Genomic DNA, 19,331 nt, shown 5'->3' with positions numbered 1-19,331 from the left:
CGGCCAACCTTTGTTGATCGCGTAATTACAGGGCTGGGGCCTTGCCGTGCCAGTCGGTGACCTGCTGGAACTGGTGCGCCACGTTCAGCATCTTGGCTTCGGCAAAGTAGTTGCCGATGATCTGCAGCCCGACCGGACGGCCGTTGTCGCTGAAGCCGGCCGGCACGCTCATCGCCGGCAGGCCGGCGAGGTTCACCGACAGCGTGTAGATGTCGGACAGGTACATCTGCACCGGGTCGCCGGACTTCTCGCCCAGATTGAAGGCGGCGGTCGGCGCCACCGGGCCCAGGATCACGTCGCAACCGGCAAAGGCGGCCTTGAAATCGTCGGCGATCAGGCGGCGAATCTTCTGCGCCTTGATGTAGTAGGCGTCGTAGTAGCCGTGGGAGAGCACGTAGGTGCCGACCATGATGCGACGCTTCACCTCGCTGCCGAAGCCTTCGGCGCGCGACTTCTCGTACATGTCGACCAGGTCCTTGTACTCGCTGGCGCGGTGGCCATAGCGCACGCCGTCGAAGCGCGACAGGTTGGCGGAGGCTTCCGCCGGCGCGATCACGTAGTAGGCCGGAATCGACAGCCGGGTGTTGGGCAGGCTGACCTCCACCACCTCGGCACCCAGCTTCTTCAGCTCGCTCACCGCGTTGTCGATGATGCGGCCAACGTCGGCGGCGAGGCCGTCGGCGAAGTACTCGCGCGGCAGGCCGACGCGCAGGCCGGCCAGCGGCTGCGCCAGATCACGACTGTAGTCCTCGCGGGCGCGCTCCAGGCTGGTGGAGTCGCGCTCGTCGAAGCCGGCGATCACGCTCAGCATCAGCGCGCAGTCCTCGGCGGTCTGCGCCATCACCCCACCCTGGTCCAGCGAGCTGGCGTAGGCGACCATGCCGAAGCGCGACACCACGCCGTAGGTCGGCTTGATGCCGGTCACGCCGCAGTGGCTGGCCGGCTGGCGGATGGAGCCGCCAGTATCGGTGGCGGTCGCCGCCGGTGCCAGCCGCGCGGCGACGGCAGCGGCGGAACCGCCGGAGGAACCGCCAGGGATGGCGGCGAGATCCCACGGATTGCGCACCGCGCCGTAGTAGCTGTTCTCGTTGGATGAGCCCATCGCGAACTCGTCCATATTGGTGCGGCCCAGCGTTACCAGCCCGGCGGCCTGGCACTGCTCGATCACGTGCGCGTCGTAGGGCGACACGAAGTTGTCCAGCATCTTCGAGCCGCAGCTGGTCTTCCAGCCCTGCTGGCAGAAGATATCCTTGTGCGCGATCGGCACGCCGGTCAGCACACCGGCCAGGCCTGCGGCACGGCGCGCATCGGCGGCGGCGGCTTCAAGCAGGGTCTTGTCACGGTCAACGGTAATGAAGGCATTGAGCTGCGGGTTGAGCGCGTCGATACGCTGCAGGTATCCGGTGGCCAGCTCGACGGCAGAAACCTGCTTGTCGGCCAGCTGTTGCGACAATTGTTTTAGCGTAGCGTGAATCATCGTGTAGAGAGCTTCCGTAGAGAGGGCCTGCCTCGGCGGCAGGGCAGATACGGCAAAGGTTGGCCGCAGCGGCTTATTCGATGACTTTCGGCACCAGGAACAGGCCGTTTTCCACCTGCGGCGCCACCGCCTGGCACGCCTCGCGCCGGCTCGGCTCGGTGACAACGTCCTCGCGCAGGCGCAGGCTGACATCCTGCGGGTGCGCCATCGGCTCGATACCGTCGGTATCGACCGCCTGCATCTGTTCGATCAGGCCGAGAATACCGTTCAACTGGCGGCTTACCGCGTCGATTTCGGCGTCCGTCACCGCGATGCGGGACAGGCGCGCAATGCGTGCAACATCCTGATGGCTCAACGACATGGCGTCCTCGTCAAAATCCTTAATATTTCAAGCTTTGTAGGGTATCATAATTGGTTACTTAGGGCCTGTTAACACTTGCTTTTATCGCAGCGGCCGGTTTTGCCCGGATGCAGCGCGCGAAAAACGGCCCGCCGCAGGGTCATTCCCTGCCAGGGCCGTTTGACAAAGCGATGCGCCGGGCAAAACCGGCCCCGAAGGGCAGGCTGGATCAGCCATCAACTGCGGCGTTGTCGGGTTTGCACTTGGAATAACCAGGCGCGGCACCCTCCGCCTTGCATTTGAAGGCTTCTCCAGCCTGCGCTGCGACAAAACAAGTGTTAACAGGCCCTGGCCCAAGAACCAAGGGGCCAGGCCTGCTTGGCAACCGGGGCCGCAACCGGCAGTGAATCTTTACCTGTCGGCCCGGTCCCAAACACGATTTAATTACGCGTGCCGCCGTTTTCGATAAGGCAACGTTCAAAAACATTTCAGGACCGACCCCCATGCTCCGCTCGCTCACCGGATACTTTTCCAACGACTTGGCTATCGACCTCGGTACGGCCAACACCCTGATCTACATGCACAACAAGGGCATCGTGCTGGACGAACCGTCCGTGGTTGCCATTCACAATGATGCTCCCAGCAACAAGAAATCCATCCTTGCCGTCGGCCTCGAAGCCAAGAAGATGCTGGGTCGCACGCCGGGCAGCATCCAGGCCATCCGCCCGATGAAGGACGGCGTGATTGCCGATTTCACCGTCACCGAGCAGATGCTGAAACAGTTCATCAAAAAAGTCACCCCCAACCGCTTCTTTACCGCCAGTCCGCGCATCGTGATCTGCGTACCGTGCGGCTCGACCCAGGTCGAGCGCCGTGCAATCAAGGATTCGGCGCTGGCCGCCGGCGCCCGCCGCGTCGAGCTGATCGAGGAAACCATGGCCGCCGCCATCGGTGCCGGCCTGCCGGTGGAAGAGCCGACCGGCTCGATGGTGGTGGATATCGGCGGCGGCACCACCGAGGTCGGCGTGATCAGCCTGGGCGGCGTGGTGTACTCCAATTCGGTACGCGTCGGCGGCGACAAGTTTGATGAAGCCATCATCAATTACATCCGCCGCAACTACGGCATGCTGATCGGCGAAGCCACTGCCGAGGAAATCAAGAAAACCATCGGCTCCGCCTTCCCCGGCGCCGAAGTGAAGGAAATGGAAGTCAAGGGCCGCAACCTGGCCGAGGGCATCCCGCGTGCATTTACCGTGTCCAGCAACGAGATCCTGGAAGCGCTGACCGAGCCTTTGAACCAGATCGTGTCCGCGGTGAAGATCGCGCTGGAACAGACCCCGCCGGAACTGGGCGCCGACATCGCCGACAAGGGCATGGTGCTGACCGGCGGCGGTGCGCTGCTGAAGGACATCGACCGTCTGCTGGCCGAGGAAACCGGTCTGCCGGTATTCATCGCCGAAGAACCGCTGACCTGCGTGGTGCGCGGCTCCGGCAAATCGCTGGAAAAGATGGACAAGGTCGGCACCATTTTCACCAGCGTTCCCTGATTTCCTGACCAGACGTCACCCCGCAAGGGGTGACATTGTGCTGCATGAATTTTGCCAACACCCCCAGCTTTGCCAACCAGGGACTGCCCCCCGGCGGTCGCCTGTTCCTGTGCGTGCTCGCCTCGCTGGCGCTGCTGGTCGGCGACAGCCAGTACGGCCTGATGGAAAAGGCGCGCGATGCCATTTCCGTGGTGCTGTACCCGCTGCAGCGTGCGGCCAACGTGCCGCTCAACCTCACCATGCAGGTCGGCGACTTCTTTACCGCACAGGCGGCACTGAAGCGCGAGAACGACGCGCTGCGCGAACGCGACCTGATCCAGTCCTCGCACCTGATGCGCATGTCGTCGCTGGAAAAGGAATTGCAGCAGCTGCGCCAGCTCAATGCACTGGCGGCGCAGCCGTCGCATGCCGGCGTGGTGGCCGAAGTGCTGTACACCGGGCGCGATCCGTTTGCCTATCGCCTGATCATCGACAAGGGCAGCAGCAGCGGTGTCGCCAGCGGCCAGGCCGTCATCGACGAAAACGGCCTCATCGGCCAGGTGACGCGCGTGCAGCCGCTAAGCGCAGAAGTCACCCAGGTGATCAACCGCCACTACATCGTGCCGGTAATGATCCAGCGCACCGGCCATCGCGCCCTGCTGTACGGCTTCGGCGGCGGAGTGGAAGTGCGCTACCTGCCGATCAGCACCGACATCCGCGAGAACGACCTGCTGGTCACCTCCGGCATAGACGGCGTCTATCTGCAGGGCATTCCGGTGGCACGGGTGAAGCAGATCGACCGTCTTGGCGGTGCCGCCTTTGCCCGCGTGCGCAGTGAGGTGATCGCCGGCGTGCAGTCCAGCCGCTTCGTGGTGATCATGCCCAACCGGCACCTGCCGGTGGCACCACCGGTGGCGGAAGCCCCTGCCGACACCGCCAAGGCCGACAAGAAATCACCATGATGCGTGACACCCTCCACTCCGGCGGCCATGCCTGGCTGCGCCATTGTCGCCAGCAGGCCCGACCATCATGAACTACGACCGCCCGCAAGAACTGCTCAAACCGGTCAAGCGCCACTTCATCACGCTGACCTTTGCCGTCGCACTGGTGCTGGAGCTGCTGCCCCTGCCGCAAGGCTCCAATCGCTGGCTGCCCGATTTTGTCGCGCTCCTGATCCTGTACTGGAGCATGAACCAGCCGCGCCGCATCGGCATCGGCATGGCCTTCGGCATCGGCCTCCTAGCCGACGTGGTATCCACCGGCATGTTCGGCCAGCATGCGCTGGCCTATTCCGTCGGCGCCTACCTGATCCTGCTGCGCCAGCAACAGCTGGTGATGTTCAACCTCGGCCAGCAGACACTGGTGATCCTGGTACTGATGCTGCTGATCCAGCTGCTGATGGCGATTGCACGCTGGAGCGTCGGCGCCGCACTGCCCGGCCTCGGCTATTTCCTGCCGGCACTGATCGGCGCGCTGCTGTGGCCGCTCTTGACCAAGCTGATGCTGCTGCCCTACCGCAGTGAACGGCATTAGGCGCCATGAAACAAGCCGCACGCCTGAAAGACCCGCAAACCGAAGAGCGTCAGCTGTACTGGCGGCTGCTGGTCGCCTATCTGTTCATGGTGCTGATGCTGTTGCTGCTGGTGGCGCGTTTCGTCTGGCTGCAGGTATTCCAGTACGAGCACTTCACCACCCTCGCCCAAAACAACAGCATTTCGCTGGTGCCGGTACAACCCAACCGCGGCCTGATCGTCGATCGCAACGGCATCGAGCTGGCACGCAATTACGCCTCCTATACCCTGGAGCTGACCCCGGACAAGATCGACAACCTGGATGCCACCATCAGGGCACTGGGCCGGATTGTCACCATCACACCGCGCGACCTGAAACGCTTCCAGAAATTCCAGTCCGAATCGAAGGACTTCGAGCCGGTGCCGCTGCGCCTGAAAATGGATGACATCGAGGCGGCCAGGGTTGCGGCCAACCTGTGGCGCTTCCCCGGCGTCGAGGTCAAGGCGCGGCTGTACCGCGACTACCCGTACAAGGAGCTGACCAGCCACGTGCTCGGCTACATCGGCCGCATCGGCCCGCGCGACAAGGAACGCATGGCCGAAGACGAGAATGCGGCCAACTACCGCGGCGCCACCCACATCGGCAAGCTGGGGCTGGAAGCGGTGTACGAGGGCGAGCTGCACGGCCAGAACGGCTTCGAGGAGATCGAGACCGACTCCGCCGGCCGCGCGGTGCGTTCGCTACGGCGCACCGCGCCGGTGCACGGCAACACGCTGCAGCTGGCGCTGGACATCCACCTGCAGGATGTCGCCGACAAGCTGTTCGGCGCCCGTCGCGGCGCACTGGTCGCCATCGACCCGCAGAACGGCGGCGTACTGGCGCTGCTGTCCAAGCCCAGCTTCGACCCCAACCTGTTCATCGACGGTATCGACAGCCAGAGCTGGCAAAGCCTGAACGAAGACTGGCAGCGGCCGCTGATCAACCGCGCCATCCGCGGCATGTATCCGCCCGGTTCCACCTTCAAGCCCTTCATGGGCATGGCGGCACTGCACGCCGGCGCCATCGGCCCGAACGAAGTCCGTCCGGCACCGGGCTACTTCACCCTGCCCGGCTCCAGCCACCAGTTCCGCGACTCCAACCCGCGCGGCAACGGCTCCGCCAACCTGGCCCGCGCCATCGCGGTATCCAGCGACACCTTCTTCTACAAGCTGGCATGGGACATGGGCATCGACCGCATCCACCCGCTGCTGGCGCAGTTCGGTCTCGGCAGCCGTACCGGCATCGACCTCGATGGCGAGGCGGTCGGCGTGCTGCCGTCAAAGGAGTGGAAAGCGCGGCGCTTTGCCGGCCCGCGCTACCGCAACGAACACCGCCGCTGGCTGCCGGCCGACGTGGTCAGCATCGGCATCGGCCAGGGTTTCAACGCCTATACCCCGCTGCAGATGGCCAATGCCACCGCAGTCCTGGCCAACAACGGCCGTGCCTTCCACCCGCACCTGGTACAGAGCATCACCGACGCGCGCAACGGCAGGACACGCCTGATCGAGGCCGCACCGTACAAGCAGCTGCCGTTCAGGCAGCAGCACTACGACTACATCAAGCAAGGCATGCAGGCAGTGATGCAGCCGGGCGGCACCGGCGCCCGCCTCGGCCAGGGCCTGCAGTACTCGATGGCCGGCAAGACCGGCACCGCGCAGGTGGTACAGATCAAGCAGGGCGCCAAGTACAATGCCGGCGCACTGGCCGAGCAGCACCGCGACCACTCATGGTTCATCGCCTTCGCCCCGGTGGAACAGCCGAAGATCGCGGTGGCGGTAATCGTGGAAAACGCCGGCTTCGGCGCCGCTGCCGCGGCGCCGATCACGCGCGCGCTGTTCGACTACTACCTGACCGGCAAGCTGCCGGACGACATCCGCAGCCAGCTGGAAACCTTCCCGCCCTCGGTAACAGGAAAGCAAGATGCAAGTGTCGCTCATTAAGCGCCTCAGCCGCACCATCATGGACCCGCTCGACGGCTGGCTGCTGGCGCTGCTCGCCGGCGTGTTCGTGCTGAGCATGGTGGCACTGTTTTCCGCCTCCAACCAGAGCTGGGCCAAGATCGACAACAAGCTGGTCTATACCGTGCTGTCGCTCATCATCATGTGGCTGCTGGCACGGCTGAGCCCGCAGACGGTGATGCACATGGCGCTGCCGCTGTATGCGACCGGCATACTGCTGCTGGTCGGCGTCGAGCTGTTCGGCATCACCGTCAACGGCTCCACCCGCTGGCTGAATATCGGCATCGCCCGCATCCAGCCATCCGAAATCATGAAGATCGCACTGCCGATGATGCTGGCGTGGTACTTCCAGAAATACGAAACCACGCTGAACTGGCGCCACTACGTGGTGGCCGCGGTGCTGATCGTGATTCCCGGCCTGCTGATCCTGAAACAGCCCGACCTCGGTACCGCCACACTGGTGATGGGCGCCGGCTTCTTTGCCCTGTACTTCGCCGGGCTGTCGTGGAAAGTCATCATCGGCGGCGGCATCACCTTCCTCGCCAGCCTGCCGGTAGTATGGAACCTGATGCATGATTACCAGCGCAAGCGGGTGCTGACCCTGATCGACCCGATGGAAGACCCGCTCGGCGCCGGCTATCACATCATCCAGTCAATGATCGCCATCGGCTCCGGCGGGGTATGGGGCAAGGGCTGGCTGGCCGGCAGCCAGACCCATCTCGACTACATCCCGGAGCGCACCACCGACTTCATCTTCGCGGTGTATTCCGAGGAGTTCGGCCTCGCCGGCAACCTGCTGCTGCTGGCGCTGTACCTCGGCATCATCAGCCGCTGCCTGCTGATCACCGCGCGCGCGCCGACGCTGTACGGCAGGCTGCTGGCCGGCGCCATCACGCTGTCGTTCTTCGTCTACGTATTCGTCAACATGGGCATGGTTGCCGGCATCCTGCCGGTGGTCGGCGTACCGCTGCCGTTCTTCTCCTACGGCGGTACCGCCACCGTATCGCTGGCCATCGGCCTTGGCATGCTGATGGGCATCGGCAAGCTGCAACGCCGCTAGTTTGGCCGCAAGTTGTTCTAAGCCACATGACCGATGGCACACCCGGGCGCGGCATGCTACGCTGGCCGCCATGAAACCCGATCCCTCGTTGCCCTTGGTCTACGCCTGTTCCGGCTGTTCCAGTGCCGCACAGCTGGCCAACCACTTTGCCCTGCGTCTCACCCGCGCCGGCCATGCCGAGATGTCCTGCATCGCCGGCGTCGGCGGCCAGGTGCCGACACTGCTGCGGCAGGCACGCAGCGGCCGCCGCATCCTGGCGCTGGATGGCTGTCCGCTACGCTGCGTGCAAGGCTGTCTGCGCCAGGCCGGGCTGCAGGCCGACCACAGTATCGAGCTGTCCGACCACGGCGTGATCAAGCGCAAGCATGCCGATTTCGACAACGCCGATGCCGAGCGGCTGTGGCCGCTGATGGTGACGGCAGCACAGGCACTGCAGCAGGATGCAGACGGGCAGGCCCCCGCCCAGGCCGGCCGCATCAAGACAGCCAGCGCCACAAGCCATACACCACGAAGCCACTGATGATTGCCGCCAGCGTATGGCGGCTGAAGAACGCCACCGCCGCCGCGGCAAGCGTGCCGGGCAGGTAGGCATTGCCCGGAGACAGGTCAATGGCGCCCTGCGGCGCCAGCGCCATCGGCACGATCAGCGCAGTCAGCACCGCCGCCGGCACATAATGCAGCGCACGCGACAGCCAGGCCGGAAAGCTCAGCTTGTGGCCGAACACCAGAAAACTCAGCCGGATGCCGTAGGTGACCACGACCATGCCGGCAATGGTCAGCAGCAGTTGCAGGCTCATGTCGTCTCCTTCATCTCAGACTTGCTGCTCGTCGCCAGCCGCTCGGCCAGCACGCCGCCGGCCACCCCGGCCAGCGCCGCCAGCATCAGCCCCAGCTTGAACGGCAGCTCACGCGCCAGCAGCGCCACCACCCCGGCCTGCAGCGCCGCCACCAGCACCGGCCGCTTTTTCAGCTGCGGCGCGACGATGGCGGCAAAGGTGGCCACCATCGCGAAATCCAGCCCCAGATCGGCGAGGCCCGGCACGCTCTGCCCCAGCAGCACGCCGATGATGGTCCACAGCTGCCAGTTGCCGTACATCGCCAGTGACGAGCCCAGCCAGTACCAGGCACCGTCGAACTCGTTGTCCTGCTGCCGCAGCTGGTGCTCGACCACGGCGAAGGTCTCGTCGGTGAGCCAGAACGCCAGCGACCAGCGCCAGCGCGCCGGCAGGTGGCGGGCATAGGGCAGCAGCGTGGCGCTGTACAGCGCGTGGCGCAGGTTGACGACAAAGGTGGTCAGCCAGATCACCGGCAGCGCCGCGCCGCTGCCGATCAGGCTGACGGCGACGAACTGCGACGAGCCGGCAAACACCAGCGCCGACAGCGCCAGCGTCGCCCACGCCGGAATGCCGGTGGCGATCGCCAGCGTGCCGAAGATGACGCCGAACGGTGCGGCGCCGACCAGCATCGGCAGCGAATCGCGGGCACCGGCCAGCAGCGGGGGAAGTCGTGGCGACATGCTTGCTCCACAGTAAAAGGTTGGCCGCATTATAGGGTCATCGCCCGCGGCGGCGTCTTGAACGATGTTGCGGCCAACCTTGCACCCGTATCACGGCACCGCAATCAGGCCCTGCGACATTTTGCCGCAGCCGGCCACGGCAACTGCATGCTACGCTCGGCGCCACCGTAACCACTACCCGGACATCATGAAAAAACTTGCCCTTGCCGCCCTTGCCGGCCTGTTGTCGCTCCCCGTCCTCGCCCACGATTACAGCGTCGGCCCGCTCAATGTCGGCCACCCCTACAGCCGCGCGATGCCGGCCAGCAGCCCGACTGCGGCGGTGTTCATGACCATCAGCAACAGCGGCGGCGCCGACCGGCTACTGGCGGCCAGCACGCCGCAAGCGGCACGCGCCGAACTGCATCAGCACATCAACGACAACGGCGTGATGCGCATGCGCGAAGTTGCCGGCGGCATCGCGCTGCCGGCCGGCGGCACCGTCACGCTGGCACCGGGTGGCCTGCACGTGATGCTGCTGCAGGTACCGAAACAGGCGGTCAGCGGCGACCGCTTCCCGCTGCAGTTGCAGTTTGAAAAGGCCGGCAAGGTCACCGTGGAAGTGAAGGTGGAAAGCGGCATGGCCCCCGTCCATCCTGCCGGCCACTGAGCCGCCCGCCATCACGCACCACCCGCCCCGCCCGTCCTTGCGGCCAACCTTGCTCAGCCAGGGTTGGCCGCAGACTTTCTCCGGCACTGTCAACAAAGCGCAACATTGCCATTGGCATAATTGTTTTTCATATTACATCCCCATACACTGGAGCAATAACTCCAACCCGTGGGAACTGTTCATGAAAATATCGCAACAACTTGGCCTGCTGATCGCACTGGCCATCGCCGGCCTGCTGAGCCTCGCCGCCACCAGCCTGCTGCAACTCGACCGCCTCCATGCCGAGCTGGAAAACATCAGCGACAACGCCGTACCGAGCATACAAACCCTGGCCACCCTCGACAGCGCACTGAAGGAGCAGCGTATCTCGCTGCTGGCGCATATCGTCAGCAACGACGATGGCAGAATGAGCGAGATCGCACAGGCCTTTGCCCAGAGCAGCCAGCAAGCCGCCGCCGCGCTGGACAAATACGCGCCGATGATCGTCAACGAGCAGGATCGCGACTATCACCGCAAGCTGAAGGAAGGCCTCGCCGAGCTGAACCGTGCCTATGCGCCGATCCTGGACGCCTCGCGCAACAACCGCAAGGAAGAAGCACAGCAGCTGGTACGCGACGTGCGGGAAACCGCCCTGCGCATCAACGACCTTGCCAGACAGCATATCCAGTTCAACCAGCAACTGGCCGACAACGCCAAGCAGCAGGCCATGGAGATCAACCGGCAGGCCGGGCTGATTGCCGCCGCAGTGGCCGCGGCAGCCATCCTGCTGCTCTGTATTGTCGGCTGGCGCATCTACCGCCAGGTAGTGGGTAGCGTCAGCCGTGCACAGCAGAGCATCGGCCATCTGGCCAAAACACTGGATTTCAGCACCCGCTGCGAGGTACAGGGCAAGGATGAAATCGCGCAGATGCTGACCGCCTTCAACCGGCTGGTCGCCAGGCTGCAGGACAGCCTGCGTACCGTCATCAGCGCCACGCGCGAGGTATCGCAATCGGCCACCGAGCTGGCCGGCTCCGCCAAACAGGTTGCCTCCGGCTCTACCGCACAGAGCGAATCCGCCGCCACCATGGCGGCGGCACTGGAGCAGGTCACCGTCAGCATCAACCATGTTGCCGAGCGGGCCCACGAGGCCAACAACCTGGCGCAGGATACCGGCGAGCGCGCGCAGCAGGGCGAGCAGGTGATCGGCGGCACTACGCAATCCATCGAAAGCATCGCCGGGGCCGTCGGCAGCGCCTCCGATGAAATGGAGCAATTGGCGGAGCGTACCCGCGAAATCGCCACCGTGATCAGCGTGATCCGCGATATCGCCGACCAGACCAACCTGCTGGCACTGAATGCGGCCATCGAGGCCGCCCGTGCCGGCGAGATGGGCCGCGGCTTTGCCGTGGTCGCCGACGAGGTACGCAAGCTGGCCGAGCGCACCTCGCTGTCGACACAGGAAATCGCGCAGATCATCAACGCGATCCAGAGCGTGTCCGGCGCCGCCGCCGAACGGATGCAGGGCGTCGTGCTCAATGTGGAAAGCGGCGTCGGCGAGGCAATCAAGGCACACAGCACCATGCAGTCGATTTCCGATGTCGCCGGCCGCAACCGGCATCTGGTCGGCGAAATCAGCAGCGCCATCCGCGAGCAGGGCAGCGCCGCCAACAGCATTTCGCAGCAGGTGGAAACCGTGGCGCAGATGGCGGAGGAGAATTCCGCCGCCGCCAGCCACGTCACCGAACTGGCCAACCGTCTGCAGGAGCTGTCGCAGGACATGGAGCACGAAGTATCGCGGTACCGCGTCTGAGCCGGTAGCGCACAATGCAAAAGGGCCGCCCGGTCGGGCGGCCCTTGTCATTACCGGCGCTATGCTTACTGGCCTTGCTGCATCAGGCGGCGGGTAGCCAGCGCGGTGTCGGCGTAGTCGGTGAACACGCCGTCGACACCGGCGGCGAAGAACAGGCGGTACTCTTCCGCCGGCCGGTCCATGAAGTTGGCCGCAAGGTGCTTGGCCTCGTTACGGAAGGTGTAGGGATGCACCACCAATCCCAGCTTGTGCGCGTCGCGGATCACGCTGTTCGGCTCCAGCAGTGTCATGTCGCGCTGGTCGATCACCTTGTCGCCGTTGACGTCCACCGCCTTGCCGGCCTTGCCGGTCATCGCCTGCCAGCTGATCAGATACGGTTTCCACGGGCCGATGCCGTCGGCGAAGGTGCGGATTTCCTTCAGTCCGGCCGGGGTCAGCATGTCGGCGTAGGTACGCGCGTCGCCGGCGACCACATGGTCATAGGGACGGACAGTATCGATGCTGCCGTCCGGGCGCACGTCGTTGGCGTCGAGCAGGTACACCAGCTTGTTCGGAGTCAGCTGACGCAGTTCCTTGAGGTTGGCCGCCTCGAACGACTGGATGAACACCGGCGCATTCTTGCGGTTCAGCCGGTATTTGGCCAGCATCGCCACCAGCGGTTTTTCCAGCGCCAGGCCCAGCTGCCGGTGCCAGGTCGGGTGCTTGGTTTCCGGATAGATGCCGATGTCGCGGCCCAGCTCCTGCGACTTCTGCGCACGCAGCGCCAGCACTTCATCGAAGGTCGGAATCAGGAACTGGCCGTCGAAGGCCTTGCTGCGGTCGCCGCGCGGCTGCACCGCGCGCAGGGTCTTGATCTCGGCGAGGGTGAAGTCGCTGGCAAACCAGCCTTCTTCTTCATTACCATCCACCTTCAGTGTGCGCTTGCGCGCGGCGAATTCCGGATGGCGGGCGACGTCGGTGGTGTCTTTCAGGTTCGGCTCGTGGCGCGCGATCAGCACGCCGTCCTTGGTGCTGACCAGGTCCGGCTCGATATAATCGGCGCCCAGCGCGATCGCCTTGGCGTATCCTTCCAGGGTGTGATCCGGCAGGTAGCCGGAGGCGCCGCGGTGCGCCACCACCAGCGGCGGCTTGCCGTCCAGTGTCGGAAACGGGGACGGGGCGGCGGCCAGCACCGGCCCCGACAGCAGGATGACCAGCAACGGCAGGCGCAAAGACATGGTTTTCATTGACTACACTCCCTGAACAGCGTCTATGTGAAATCGCGGCTGCCAGCGTGACAGAACAACATGACATTTTATTGACCGAAATATGTAACGGCGATGACTCGGCTACCACCCTGCCCGCGCCGGCACCCGATACTGCCAAGACATGCATCCATTCCTGACAAGATTCCAGCTGCGCCCCGGCCTGTTGCTGGTGGTCATCCTGCTGGTCGGTCTGGCCGGACTGTGGCAACTGGCCAACAACGCCGCCGACAAGGTCGACGAGGAAATCGCCACCCTCACCCGCAAGAGCCTGGAGCGGGAATTGCTGCGCCAGCGCAAGACGCTGAGTCAGACACTCAACGATTACGCGGTGTGGGACGAGATGTACCGCCAGAGCCAGGCGCCGCAAATGGACAAGACCTGGCTTGCGGCCAACCTTACCGGCTCGGTGTACCAGAATCTGGATGTCGATCTGGCGCTGCTGATCGACGCCGGCGGCGGCGTGCTGTACGCGCTGGACCGCGGCGTGGCCAGCCAGCAGCCACAGCAGCTGCTGGCACTGGGAACACGGCAGTGGCGGAGCCTGCTGCGCCAGGCCGACCGCTATGATCGCAAGCGGACCGATACCGGCCCCAATCTGCTGCTGCGCCTGCAGCGCGGCAATGCCCTGAGCGGCCAGCCGCAAAGCGTCATCTATCTGGTGGCGATCCAGCGCATCGCGCTGGAGTCCGGCGCCTCACCCGACGGCCGCGCCCGCTACCTGCTGTTTGCGCGTGCGCTGGACTCGCATCTGCTGCAGGAAATGGCGGCCAACAACTCGCTGCACCGGCTGTCATTGAACTTCTCTGCCACGCAGCAACACAGTGCGGCGCTGGCGCTGGAAAACAGCCAGGGTCAGGTCCTGGGGCTGCTGGAGTGGGACAATGAACGCCCCGGCGACGCGGTACTGCAGCGGCTGCTGCCGCAGAGCCTGCTGCTGCTGGCCGCCATGCTGCTGCTGGCCGCGCTGATCGTGCGTGCCGGCTACCTGCAACAGCAGGCCAACGTGCGCCGTTCGCAGCGGCTGGAGCAGCAAGGCCGCGCGCTGCAACAGCTGGTGGCGGCACGGCATGGCGAAACGCAGGTGCTGCAGGAATACATCGACGAGATCCTGCCGCTGCTGGCGCAGACCCTCGGCGCCAGCCGTGTCAGCGTGTGGCAGTTCAGTGCCGACCAGCAGAGCCTGCTCTGCCTTGCCGGTGTCGATACCGGCGACAGCCTGCGTTTCAGCGGCGACGTGCTGCAGCTGGAGCAGCACCCCGACTACTTCGGCGCGCTGCGCGAACAGCGCTACCTCAATAGCGTGCAGCCGCTACAGGACGAGCGGCTGCTGTCGCTGCGCGCCCATCTGGCGGAGCGCGACATCAGGGCCTTGCTCGACGCCAGCATCATGGTCGGCGGTCTGCGGCACGGCATCATCTGTGCCGAGAGCCGCACCCGCCACCGCGCCTGGCAGCAGGAAGACATCAATTTCATCTGTTCTGCCGCCGACATCATCGCACTGGTGATGGAATCCTCAGCCCGGCTGCAGGCCGAGGGCGAGCTGTACCGCCAGTTCTACTATGACCGCGCCACCGGCCTGCCCAACCGCACGCGGCTGCAGATGCAGCTGGACGAGCTGATCCAGCAGCGCGAAAACAGCCAGGCACGCCAGCGGCCGGTCGGCTGCATGATGCTGTCGCTGGAAGGCCTCGCCAACATCAACGAGCTGTACGGTCGCGACAGCGGCGACCAGCTGATACGCCTGCTCGGCGAGCGCCTGGAAAAGCTGGCGCGCAACGGCGAGATGGTGGCGCGCCACGCCGACAACCGCTTTGCCATGCTGCTGCTGGACGAGGACGAACTCGGCATCAGCCGCCGCACCGACGAGGTGTGCGACCAACTGCGGCAACCGCTGCTGCTGCAGGAGCAGCAGCTGTTCCTGCGCCTGAGCACCGGCCTCAGCATCTATCCGCACGACACCATCCATGCCGACAGCCTGCTGGAGCACGCCGAACTGGCGCTGCAGGTCTCGCGCAACGACCCGGCCGGCAACTGGGTGCGCTTCCGCCCAGAGATGAACGACAACTGGCGCCGCCGTCACCACATCCAGAACGATCTGCGCCAGGCGGTGGCACGCGGCGAGCTGAGCCTGCACTACCAGCCTTACGTATCGCTGAAGAACGGCCGCGTTGCCGGCGCCGAGGCGCTGGTGCGCTGGGAACATCCCGATCTGGGCCGCATCCCGCCGGGCGACTTCATCCCGCTGGCCGAGGAAACCGGGCTGATCAAGGACATCGGCGAGTGGGTGCTGGGCGAGGCCATCCGCCAGGCGGTGCAGTGGCGCGCGCGCTACCTCAGCCAGTTCGTGATCTCGGTCAACGTGTCGCTGGTGCAACTGGAGGACGCGCGCTTTGCCGCAGTGGTTGCCAGCCAGCTGGCCACCCACCACCTGCCCGGTGACGCGCTGGAACTGGAAGTGACCGAGGGCTTGGCACTGCGCAACACGCCGACCATCGACAGCAACCTGCACAAACTGCGCGCGCAGGGCATCGGCATCGCCATCGACGATTTCGGCACCGGCTACGCCTCGTTCAGCTACCTGCGCCGCTTCCCCGCCGAGAAGCTGAAGATCGACAAGCAGTTCCTCGACCAGGTGCCGGACAGCAGCGGCAGCAGCAATCTGGTGCGCATGATCGTGGCGATGGGGCACACCCTCGGCGCCTCGGTCACCGGCGAGGGCATCGAGAATATCCGCCAGGCACGCTTTCTGGCCGAGCATGGCGGCGATTACGCGCAGGGTTACCTGATCAGCCGGCCGCTGCCGGCGGGCGACATGGAGCGTTTCCTGATCGATAATCCGGCGCTGGAACTGTAGCCGCAGGCGGCACTATCAAAAAATGTAAGCAAACGTTGTAAAGATGTAACATGGTGCAAAGCAGCATTGTCGGACAATCACGCACCATGCTTCCCCAAGGTAGCGGCTTGATGCACACTGGCCCTGCGCTTGCACCGCTGCCTCCACGCACAGCGCCAGGTTTACACAGCTAGCCGGGTGATGGAGGAGAAAACACAGCTCTTCAAAGAGCCGCGACACAACAACACAGAGATTTGCGAAGCAAGGCAGCGGTGCAGCGTCCCTTCGGGTTTCCCCCTTCCGTATTCGGCATTACCATGGCCTTTTTGCTTGCGGCCAACCTTCATGACCCCTGACACTTCCCCGCTGTTGCCCGTTGTCGCCATCCGCTATTGCACCGGCTGCCGCTGGCTGTTGCGTGCCGCCTGGATGGCGCAGGAACTGCTGACCACCTTCGAAAAGGAACTCGGCGAAGTCGCGCTGCAACCCGGCAGCGGCGGCGTGTTCCAGATCCGCGTCGACGGCGAGCTGCTGTGGGACCGCGCCTGCGACGGCGGCTTTCCCGACATCAAGCAGCTGAAACAGCTGCTGCGCGACCGCATCGCACCGGACAAGGGTCTCGGCCACAGCGAGCGCGGCGGCTGACACAAGGTTGGCCGCAAGGTGAGCACCCAGCGCAAGATCATCCACATCGATTGCGACTGCTTCTTCGCCGCGGTGGAGATGCGCGACAACCCGGCGTGGCGCGACATCCCGCTCGCCGTCGGCGGCCAGCCGGGGCAGCGCGGCGTGATCGCCACCTGCAACTACGAGGCACGCCGCTACGGCGTGCACTCGGCGATGCCGTCGTCGCTGGCGCTGCGCCGCTGCCCGGCGCTGTTGATCGTGCCGCCGGACTTTGCCCGCTACAAACAGGCCAGCCTCGCGGTGCAGGCGATCTACCACCGCTACAGCGAACTGGTCGAGCCGCTGTCGCTGGACGAGGCCTATCTCGACGTCAGCGGCCAGCCGCACTGCCACGGCAGCGCCAGCCTGATGGCGGCAGAAATCCGCGCCGCCATCCGCGACGAGGTCGGCATCACCGCCTCCGCCGGCATCGCCCCCAACAAGTTCCTGGCCAAGATCGCCAGCGACTGGAACAAGCCGGACGGGCAATGGCTTATCCGGCCGCAGGACGTCGCCGCCTTCGTCGAGACCCTGCCGGTGGAAAAGATCTGGGGCGTCGGCGCCGTCACCGCCGCCAAACTGAAGGCACAGGGCCTGCACAGCTGCGGCGACCTGCAGCGGCTGCCGCTGCTGGAGATGCTGCAGCGCTTCGGCAAGTTCGGCAAAACCCTGTACGACCTGTCGCGCGGCATCGACCACCGCGCGGTGGAACCCTCGCGCGAGCGCAAATCGGTGAGCGTGGAGGAGACCTATCCCCGCGACCTGCCCGATCTCGCCAGCTGCGAGGCCGAACTGGAACCACTGCTGGCACGACTGGCGCAGCGCCTGCAGCGCATCGGCTCGCCGCCGTTTCGCGGCCTCAACGTCAAGATCAAGTTTGCCGACTTCAGCCAGACCACGGTCGAGCTGGCCGGCCAAACGTTGGCCGCAGACGTATTCCGCCAGCTGCTGCACACCGGTTTCGCCCGCGGCAACAAGCCGGTGCGCCTGCTCGGCGTCGGCGTGCGCCTGCGCGAGGACAGCCCGGCGGCGCAGCAGCTGCCGCTGTTCGAAGAAGGGCTGCCGTAGACGGCAAAACAGCCATCCGCCGCGAGGCTGGATGGCTGCCGGGTGACACCGCCGCGGTCGCTCAGTGCGGCAGGAACTTGCGCAGTGCCTGCTCGCGGTCGTGCCACATGCGCGCCACGCTGGCGCGCTGCGCCAGCCGCTCGTGGTACTGCGGCGGCAAGGGCAGGCTGGCCAGCGGGTCGTGGCCCAGCAGCGTGCTGCCGAGATCGCCCAGATGCGGCAGCGCCACCGCCAGCGCGATGTCGGCGACGCTGAAATCGTCGCCGCACAGCCAGTTGCCCTCCGGCACCATGCGCCGCGCCAGTGCGGCGGCACCGCGTGCCAGCTTGGCCGCAACCTCGGCCTTGTCCTGCTCCGTCAGCGGGGCACCGAACAGCACATGGCGCACCAGCGGCGCACTGGGGGCGATCAGGTAGTGCTCGATCAGCAGCGCCAGTTCGCGGGCGCGGGCGCGACCGTTGGTCGACGGCGGCAGCAACGACAGCGTCGGGTAGGCGTCCTCCAGCCACTCCACGATGGCGCCGGATTCGGCCAGCCTGAAGCCGTTGATGTCGACGTAGGGAATCTTGCCCATCGGGCTGGCCGCCAGCACCGCCTCGTCCTGCGACGGGCGCTGCAGCCGTTCCTCGAAGTTGACGCCCTTTTCGAGCAAGGCCACCTTGACCTTGTTGTACCAGGGCGACAGCGTGGAACCGTACAGGGTGATCATGCGGAAACTCCAGTGATTGCCGGTGGCGGCATTATGGCATCACTTGGCCGCGCTGCGCGCCGTCGCCCAGCGCGCGATGGCCTGGCGGATCACCGGCAGCCCTTCGCGCGCCACCTTCTCGCCTTCCAGCATCGCCGCGCCGCGCTCGTCAAAATCGGCGGAGCCGATGTGCAATACCCGCGGCCGCAGCGTGACGTTGGCCTGCTTCAACTCCTGCGCCAGCGCCGCCTGGCTCATGATGTTGAGGCTCTGGTCGAGCAGGCTGAGGAAGCCGAGCGCGCTCTTGCCGCTGGGTTTGGCCGAGATGTCGACCGCGATCACGATGTCGGCACCCATCTCGCGGGCGGCAATCACCGGCACCGGGCTGGTCAGCCCGCCGTCGACATAGCGGCGGCCGTTGATGGTCACCGGCTGGAACACGTTGGGTATCGCCGCCGAGGCGCGCACCGCGGTGCCGGTGTCGCCGCTCTTGAGCACCACCCGCGCGCCGCTGTCCAGATCGGTGACCACCGCGCCGAAGCGGCGCGACAGCTGCTCGATCTTCTTGCCGTCCACCTGCTGGTTGACCAGCGCCGCCAGCTTCTCGCCCTTCAGGAAGCCGGAGGTGGAAAAGGTGAAGTCGCGCAGGTCGCTCTCGTTGATGCGCAGCGCACGGTAGCGCAGCGCTTCGCCGTCGACGCCGGAGGCATAGATGGCGCCGACGATGCTGCCGGCGCTGGTGCCGGTGATGATGTCGGGCACGATGCCGTTCTGCTCCAGCACGCGGATCACGCCGACGTGGGCGAAGCCCTTGGCTGCGCCGCCGCCCAGCGCCAGCGCGATTTTTGGTTTCGGTGCCGGTTTCGGCACCGAAACCGGCGGGGTCGGCGTGGTACACGCCGCCAATAAAAAAATTGCAGCACTGGCTGCAATTCTGGATACAGACCACATGGGCAAGGC

18 protein-coding genes are annotated in these 19,331 nt (G+C 65.4%); 11 read left to right on the top strand and 7 right to left on the bottom strand.

The genetic code is table 11. The features are described from left to right. Nucleotides 1-25: 25 nt before the first annotated feature. The gene (gene gatA, locus IE083_RS07375) at nt 26-1,477 is read right to left on the bottom strand and encodes an Asp-tRNA(Asn)/Glu-tRNA(Gln) amidotransferase subunit GatA (RefSeq protein ID WP_189352966.1); all 1,452 of its coding nucleotides are present in this window, start codon (nt 1,475-1,477) and stop codon (nt 26-28) included. 73 nt (nt 1,478-1,550) lie between these two features. After that, nucleotides 1,551-1,838, bottom strand: a complete 288-nt coding sequence (gene gatC / locus IE083_RS07370) for an Asp-tRNA(Asn)/Glu-tRNA(Gln) amidotransferase subunit GatC (RefSeq protein WP_189352965.1) — start codon at nt 1,836-1,838, stop codon at nt 1,551-1,553. A 482-nt stretch (nt 1,839-2,320) separates the two neighbouring features. On the opposite strand from gatC, the gene IE083_RS07365 reads away from it, so the two are divergent. The 6 genes from IE083_RS07365 (at nt 2,321) to IE083_RS07340 (ending at nt 8,432) form a co-directional block, all read left to right on the top strand. Further along, complete coding sequence (locus tag IE083_RS07365; RefSeq protein ID WP_189352964.1) at nt 2,321-3,364, top strand: rod shape-determining protein; 1,044 nt, start codon at nt 2,321-2,323, stop codon at nt 3,362-3,364. A gap of 44 nt (nt 3,365-3,408) precedes the next feature. Then, nucleotides 3,409-4,305, top strand: a complete 897-nt coding sequence (gene mreC, locus IE083_RS07360; RefSeq protein WP_189352963.1) for a rod shape-determining protein MreC — start codon at nt 3,409-3,411, stop codon at nt 4,303-4,305. A gap of 67 nt (nt 4,306-4,372) precedes the next feature. Further along, complete coding sequence (gene mreD / locus IE083_RS07355; RefSeq protein ID WP_189352962.1) at nt 4,373-4,876, top strand: rod shape-determining protein MreD; 504 nt, start codon at nt 4,373-4,375, stop codon at nt 4,874-4,876. Between the two features lie 5 nt (nt 4,877-4,881). After that, nucleotides 4,882-6,834 (top strand): penicillin-binding protein 2, encoded by a 1,953-nt coding sequence (mrdA, locus tag IE083_RS07350; RefSeq protein WP_189352961.1) that lies wholly within the window; start codon nt 4,882-4,884, stop codon nt 6,832-6,834. Further along, entirely contained in the window at nt 6,815-7,912 is a 1,098-nt protein-coding gene (rodA, locus tag IE083_RS07345; protein WP_189352960.1) for a rod shape-determining protein RodA, read from the top strand. The genes mrdA and rodA overlap by 20 nt, the downstream gene beginning before the upstream one ends. A 70-nt stretch (nt 7,913-7,982) precedes the next feature. Then, nucleotides 7,983-8,432, top strand: coding sequence for a putative zinc-binding protein (locus tag IE083_RS07340; RefSeq protein WP_189352959.1), 450 nt, complete (start codon nt 7,983-7,985; stop codon nt 8,430-8,432). Here IE083_RS07340 and IE083_RS07335 read toward each other — a convergent pair. Beyond that, nucleotides 8,389-8,709, bottom strand: coding sequence for an AzlD domain-containing protein (locus IE083_RS07335; RefSeq protein WP_189352958.1), 321 nt, complete (start codon nt 8,707-8,709; stop codon nt 8,389-8,391). The two genes, IE083_RS07340 and IE083_RS07335, sit on opposite strands and share 44 nt — an antisense overlap. Further along, nucleotides 8,706-9,428, bottom strand: a complete 723-nt coding sequence (locus tag IE083_RS07330; protein WP_189352957.1) for an AzlC family ABC transporter permease — start codon at nt 9,426-9,428, stop codon at nt 8,706-8,708. The genes IE083_RS07335 and IE083_RS07330 overlap by 4 nt, the downstream gene beginning before the upstream one ends. 187 nt (nt 9,429-9,615) lie before the next feature. On the opposite strand from IE083_RS07330, the gene IE083_RS07325 reads away from it, so the two are divergent. After that, the gene (locus tag IE083_RS07325) at nt 9,616-10,077 is read left to right on the top strand and encodes a copper chaperone PCu(A)C (RefSeq protein ID WP_189352956.1); all 462 of its coding nucleotides are present in this window, start codon (nt 9,616-9,618) and stop codon (nt 10,075-10,077) included. Nucleotides 10,078-10,258: 181 nt separating this feature from the next. After that, nucleotides 10,259-11,869, top strand: a complete 1,611-nt coding sequence (locus IE083_RS07320) for a methyl-accepting chemotaxis protein (RefSeq protein WP_189352955.1) — start codon at nt 10,259-10,261, stop codon at nt 11,867-11,869. A gap of 65 nt (nt 11,870-11,934) precedes the next feature. Here the strand turns inward: IE083_RS07320 and IE083_RS07315 are convergent, their stop codons facing one another. Next, the gene (locus IE083_RS07315) at nt 11,935-13,095 is read right to left on the bottom strand and encodes a glycerophosphodiester phosphodiesterase (protein ID WP_229799646.1); all 1,161 of its coding nucleotides are present in this window, start codon (nt 13,093-13,095) and stop codon (nt 11,935-11,937) included. 142 nt (nt 13,096-13,237) lie between these two features. Here IE083_RS07315 and IE083_RS07310 point away from each other — a divergent pair, with 142 nt between their 5' ends. The 3 genes from IE083_RS07310 (at nt 13,238) to dinB (ending at nt 17,683) form a co-directional block, all read left to right on the top strand. Then, nucleotides 13,238-15,970, top strand: a complete 2,733-nt coding sequence (locus IE083_RS07310; protein WP_189352954.1) for a bifunctional diguanylate cyclase/phosphodiesterase — start codon at nt 13,238-13,240, stop codon at nt 15,968-15,970. Between the two features lie 324 nt (nt 15,971-16,294). Then, nucleotides 16,295-16,594 (top strand): Rdx family protein, encoded by a 300-nt coding sequence (locus IE083_RS07305; protein WP_189352953.1) that lies wholly within the window; start codon nt 16,295-16,297, stop codon nt 16,592-16,594. 18 nt (nt 16,595-16,612) lie between these two features. Then, nucleotides 16,613-17,683, top strand: coding sequence for a DNA polymerase IV (dinB, locus tag IE083_RS07300; RefSeq protein WP_189352952.1), 1,071 nt, complete (start codon nt 16,613-16,615; stop codon nt 17,681-17,683). Between the two features lie 61 nt (nt 17,684-17,744). Here dinB and IE083_RS07295 read toward each other — a convergent pair whose 3' ends face one another. Next, nucleotides 17,745-18,392 (bottom strand): glutathione S-transferase family protein, encoded by a 648-nt coding sequence (locus IE083_RS07295; protein WP_189352951.1) that lies wholly within the window; start codon nt 18,390-18,392, stop codon nt 17,745-17,747. A 39-nt stretch (nt 18,393-18,431) separates the two neighbouring features. Then, the gene (locus IE083_RS07290; RefSeq protein WP_189352950.1) at nt 18,432-19,322 is read right to left on the bottom strand and encodes a patatin-like phospholipase family protein; all 891 of its coding nucleotides are present in this window, start codon (nt 19,320-19,322) and stop codon (nt 18,432-18,434) included. Nucleotides 19,323-19,331: the final 9 nt, after the last annotated feature.

The organism is Vogesella fluminis (assembly GCF_014652335.1).
In the GTDB taxonomy this organism is placed as follows: domain Bacteria; phylum Pseudomonadota; class Gammaproteobacteria; order Burkholderiales; family Chromobacteriaceae; genus Vogesella; species Vogesella fluminis.
Note: the sequence above shows the minus strand (reverse complement) of the source record. Positions and strands in the feature narration are given on the sequence as shown.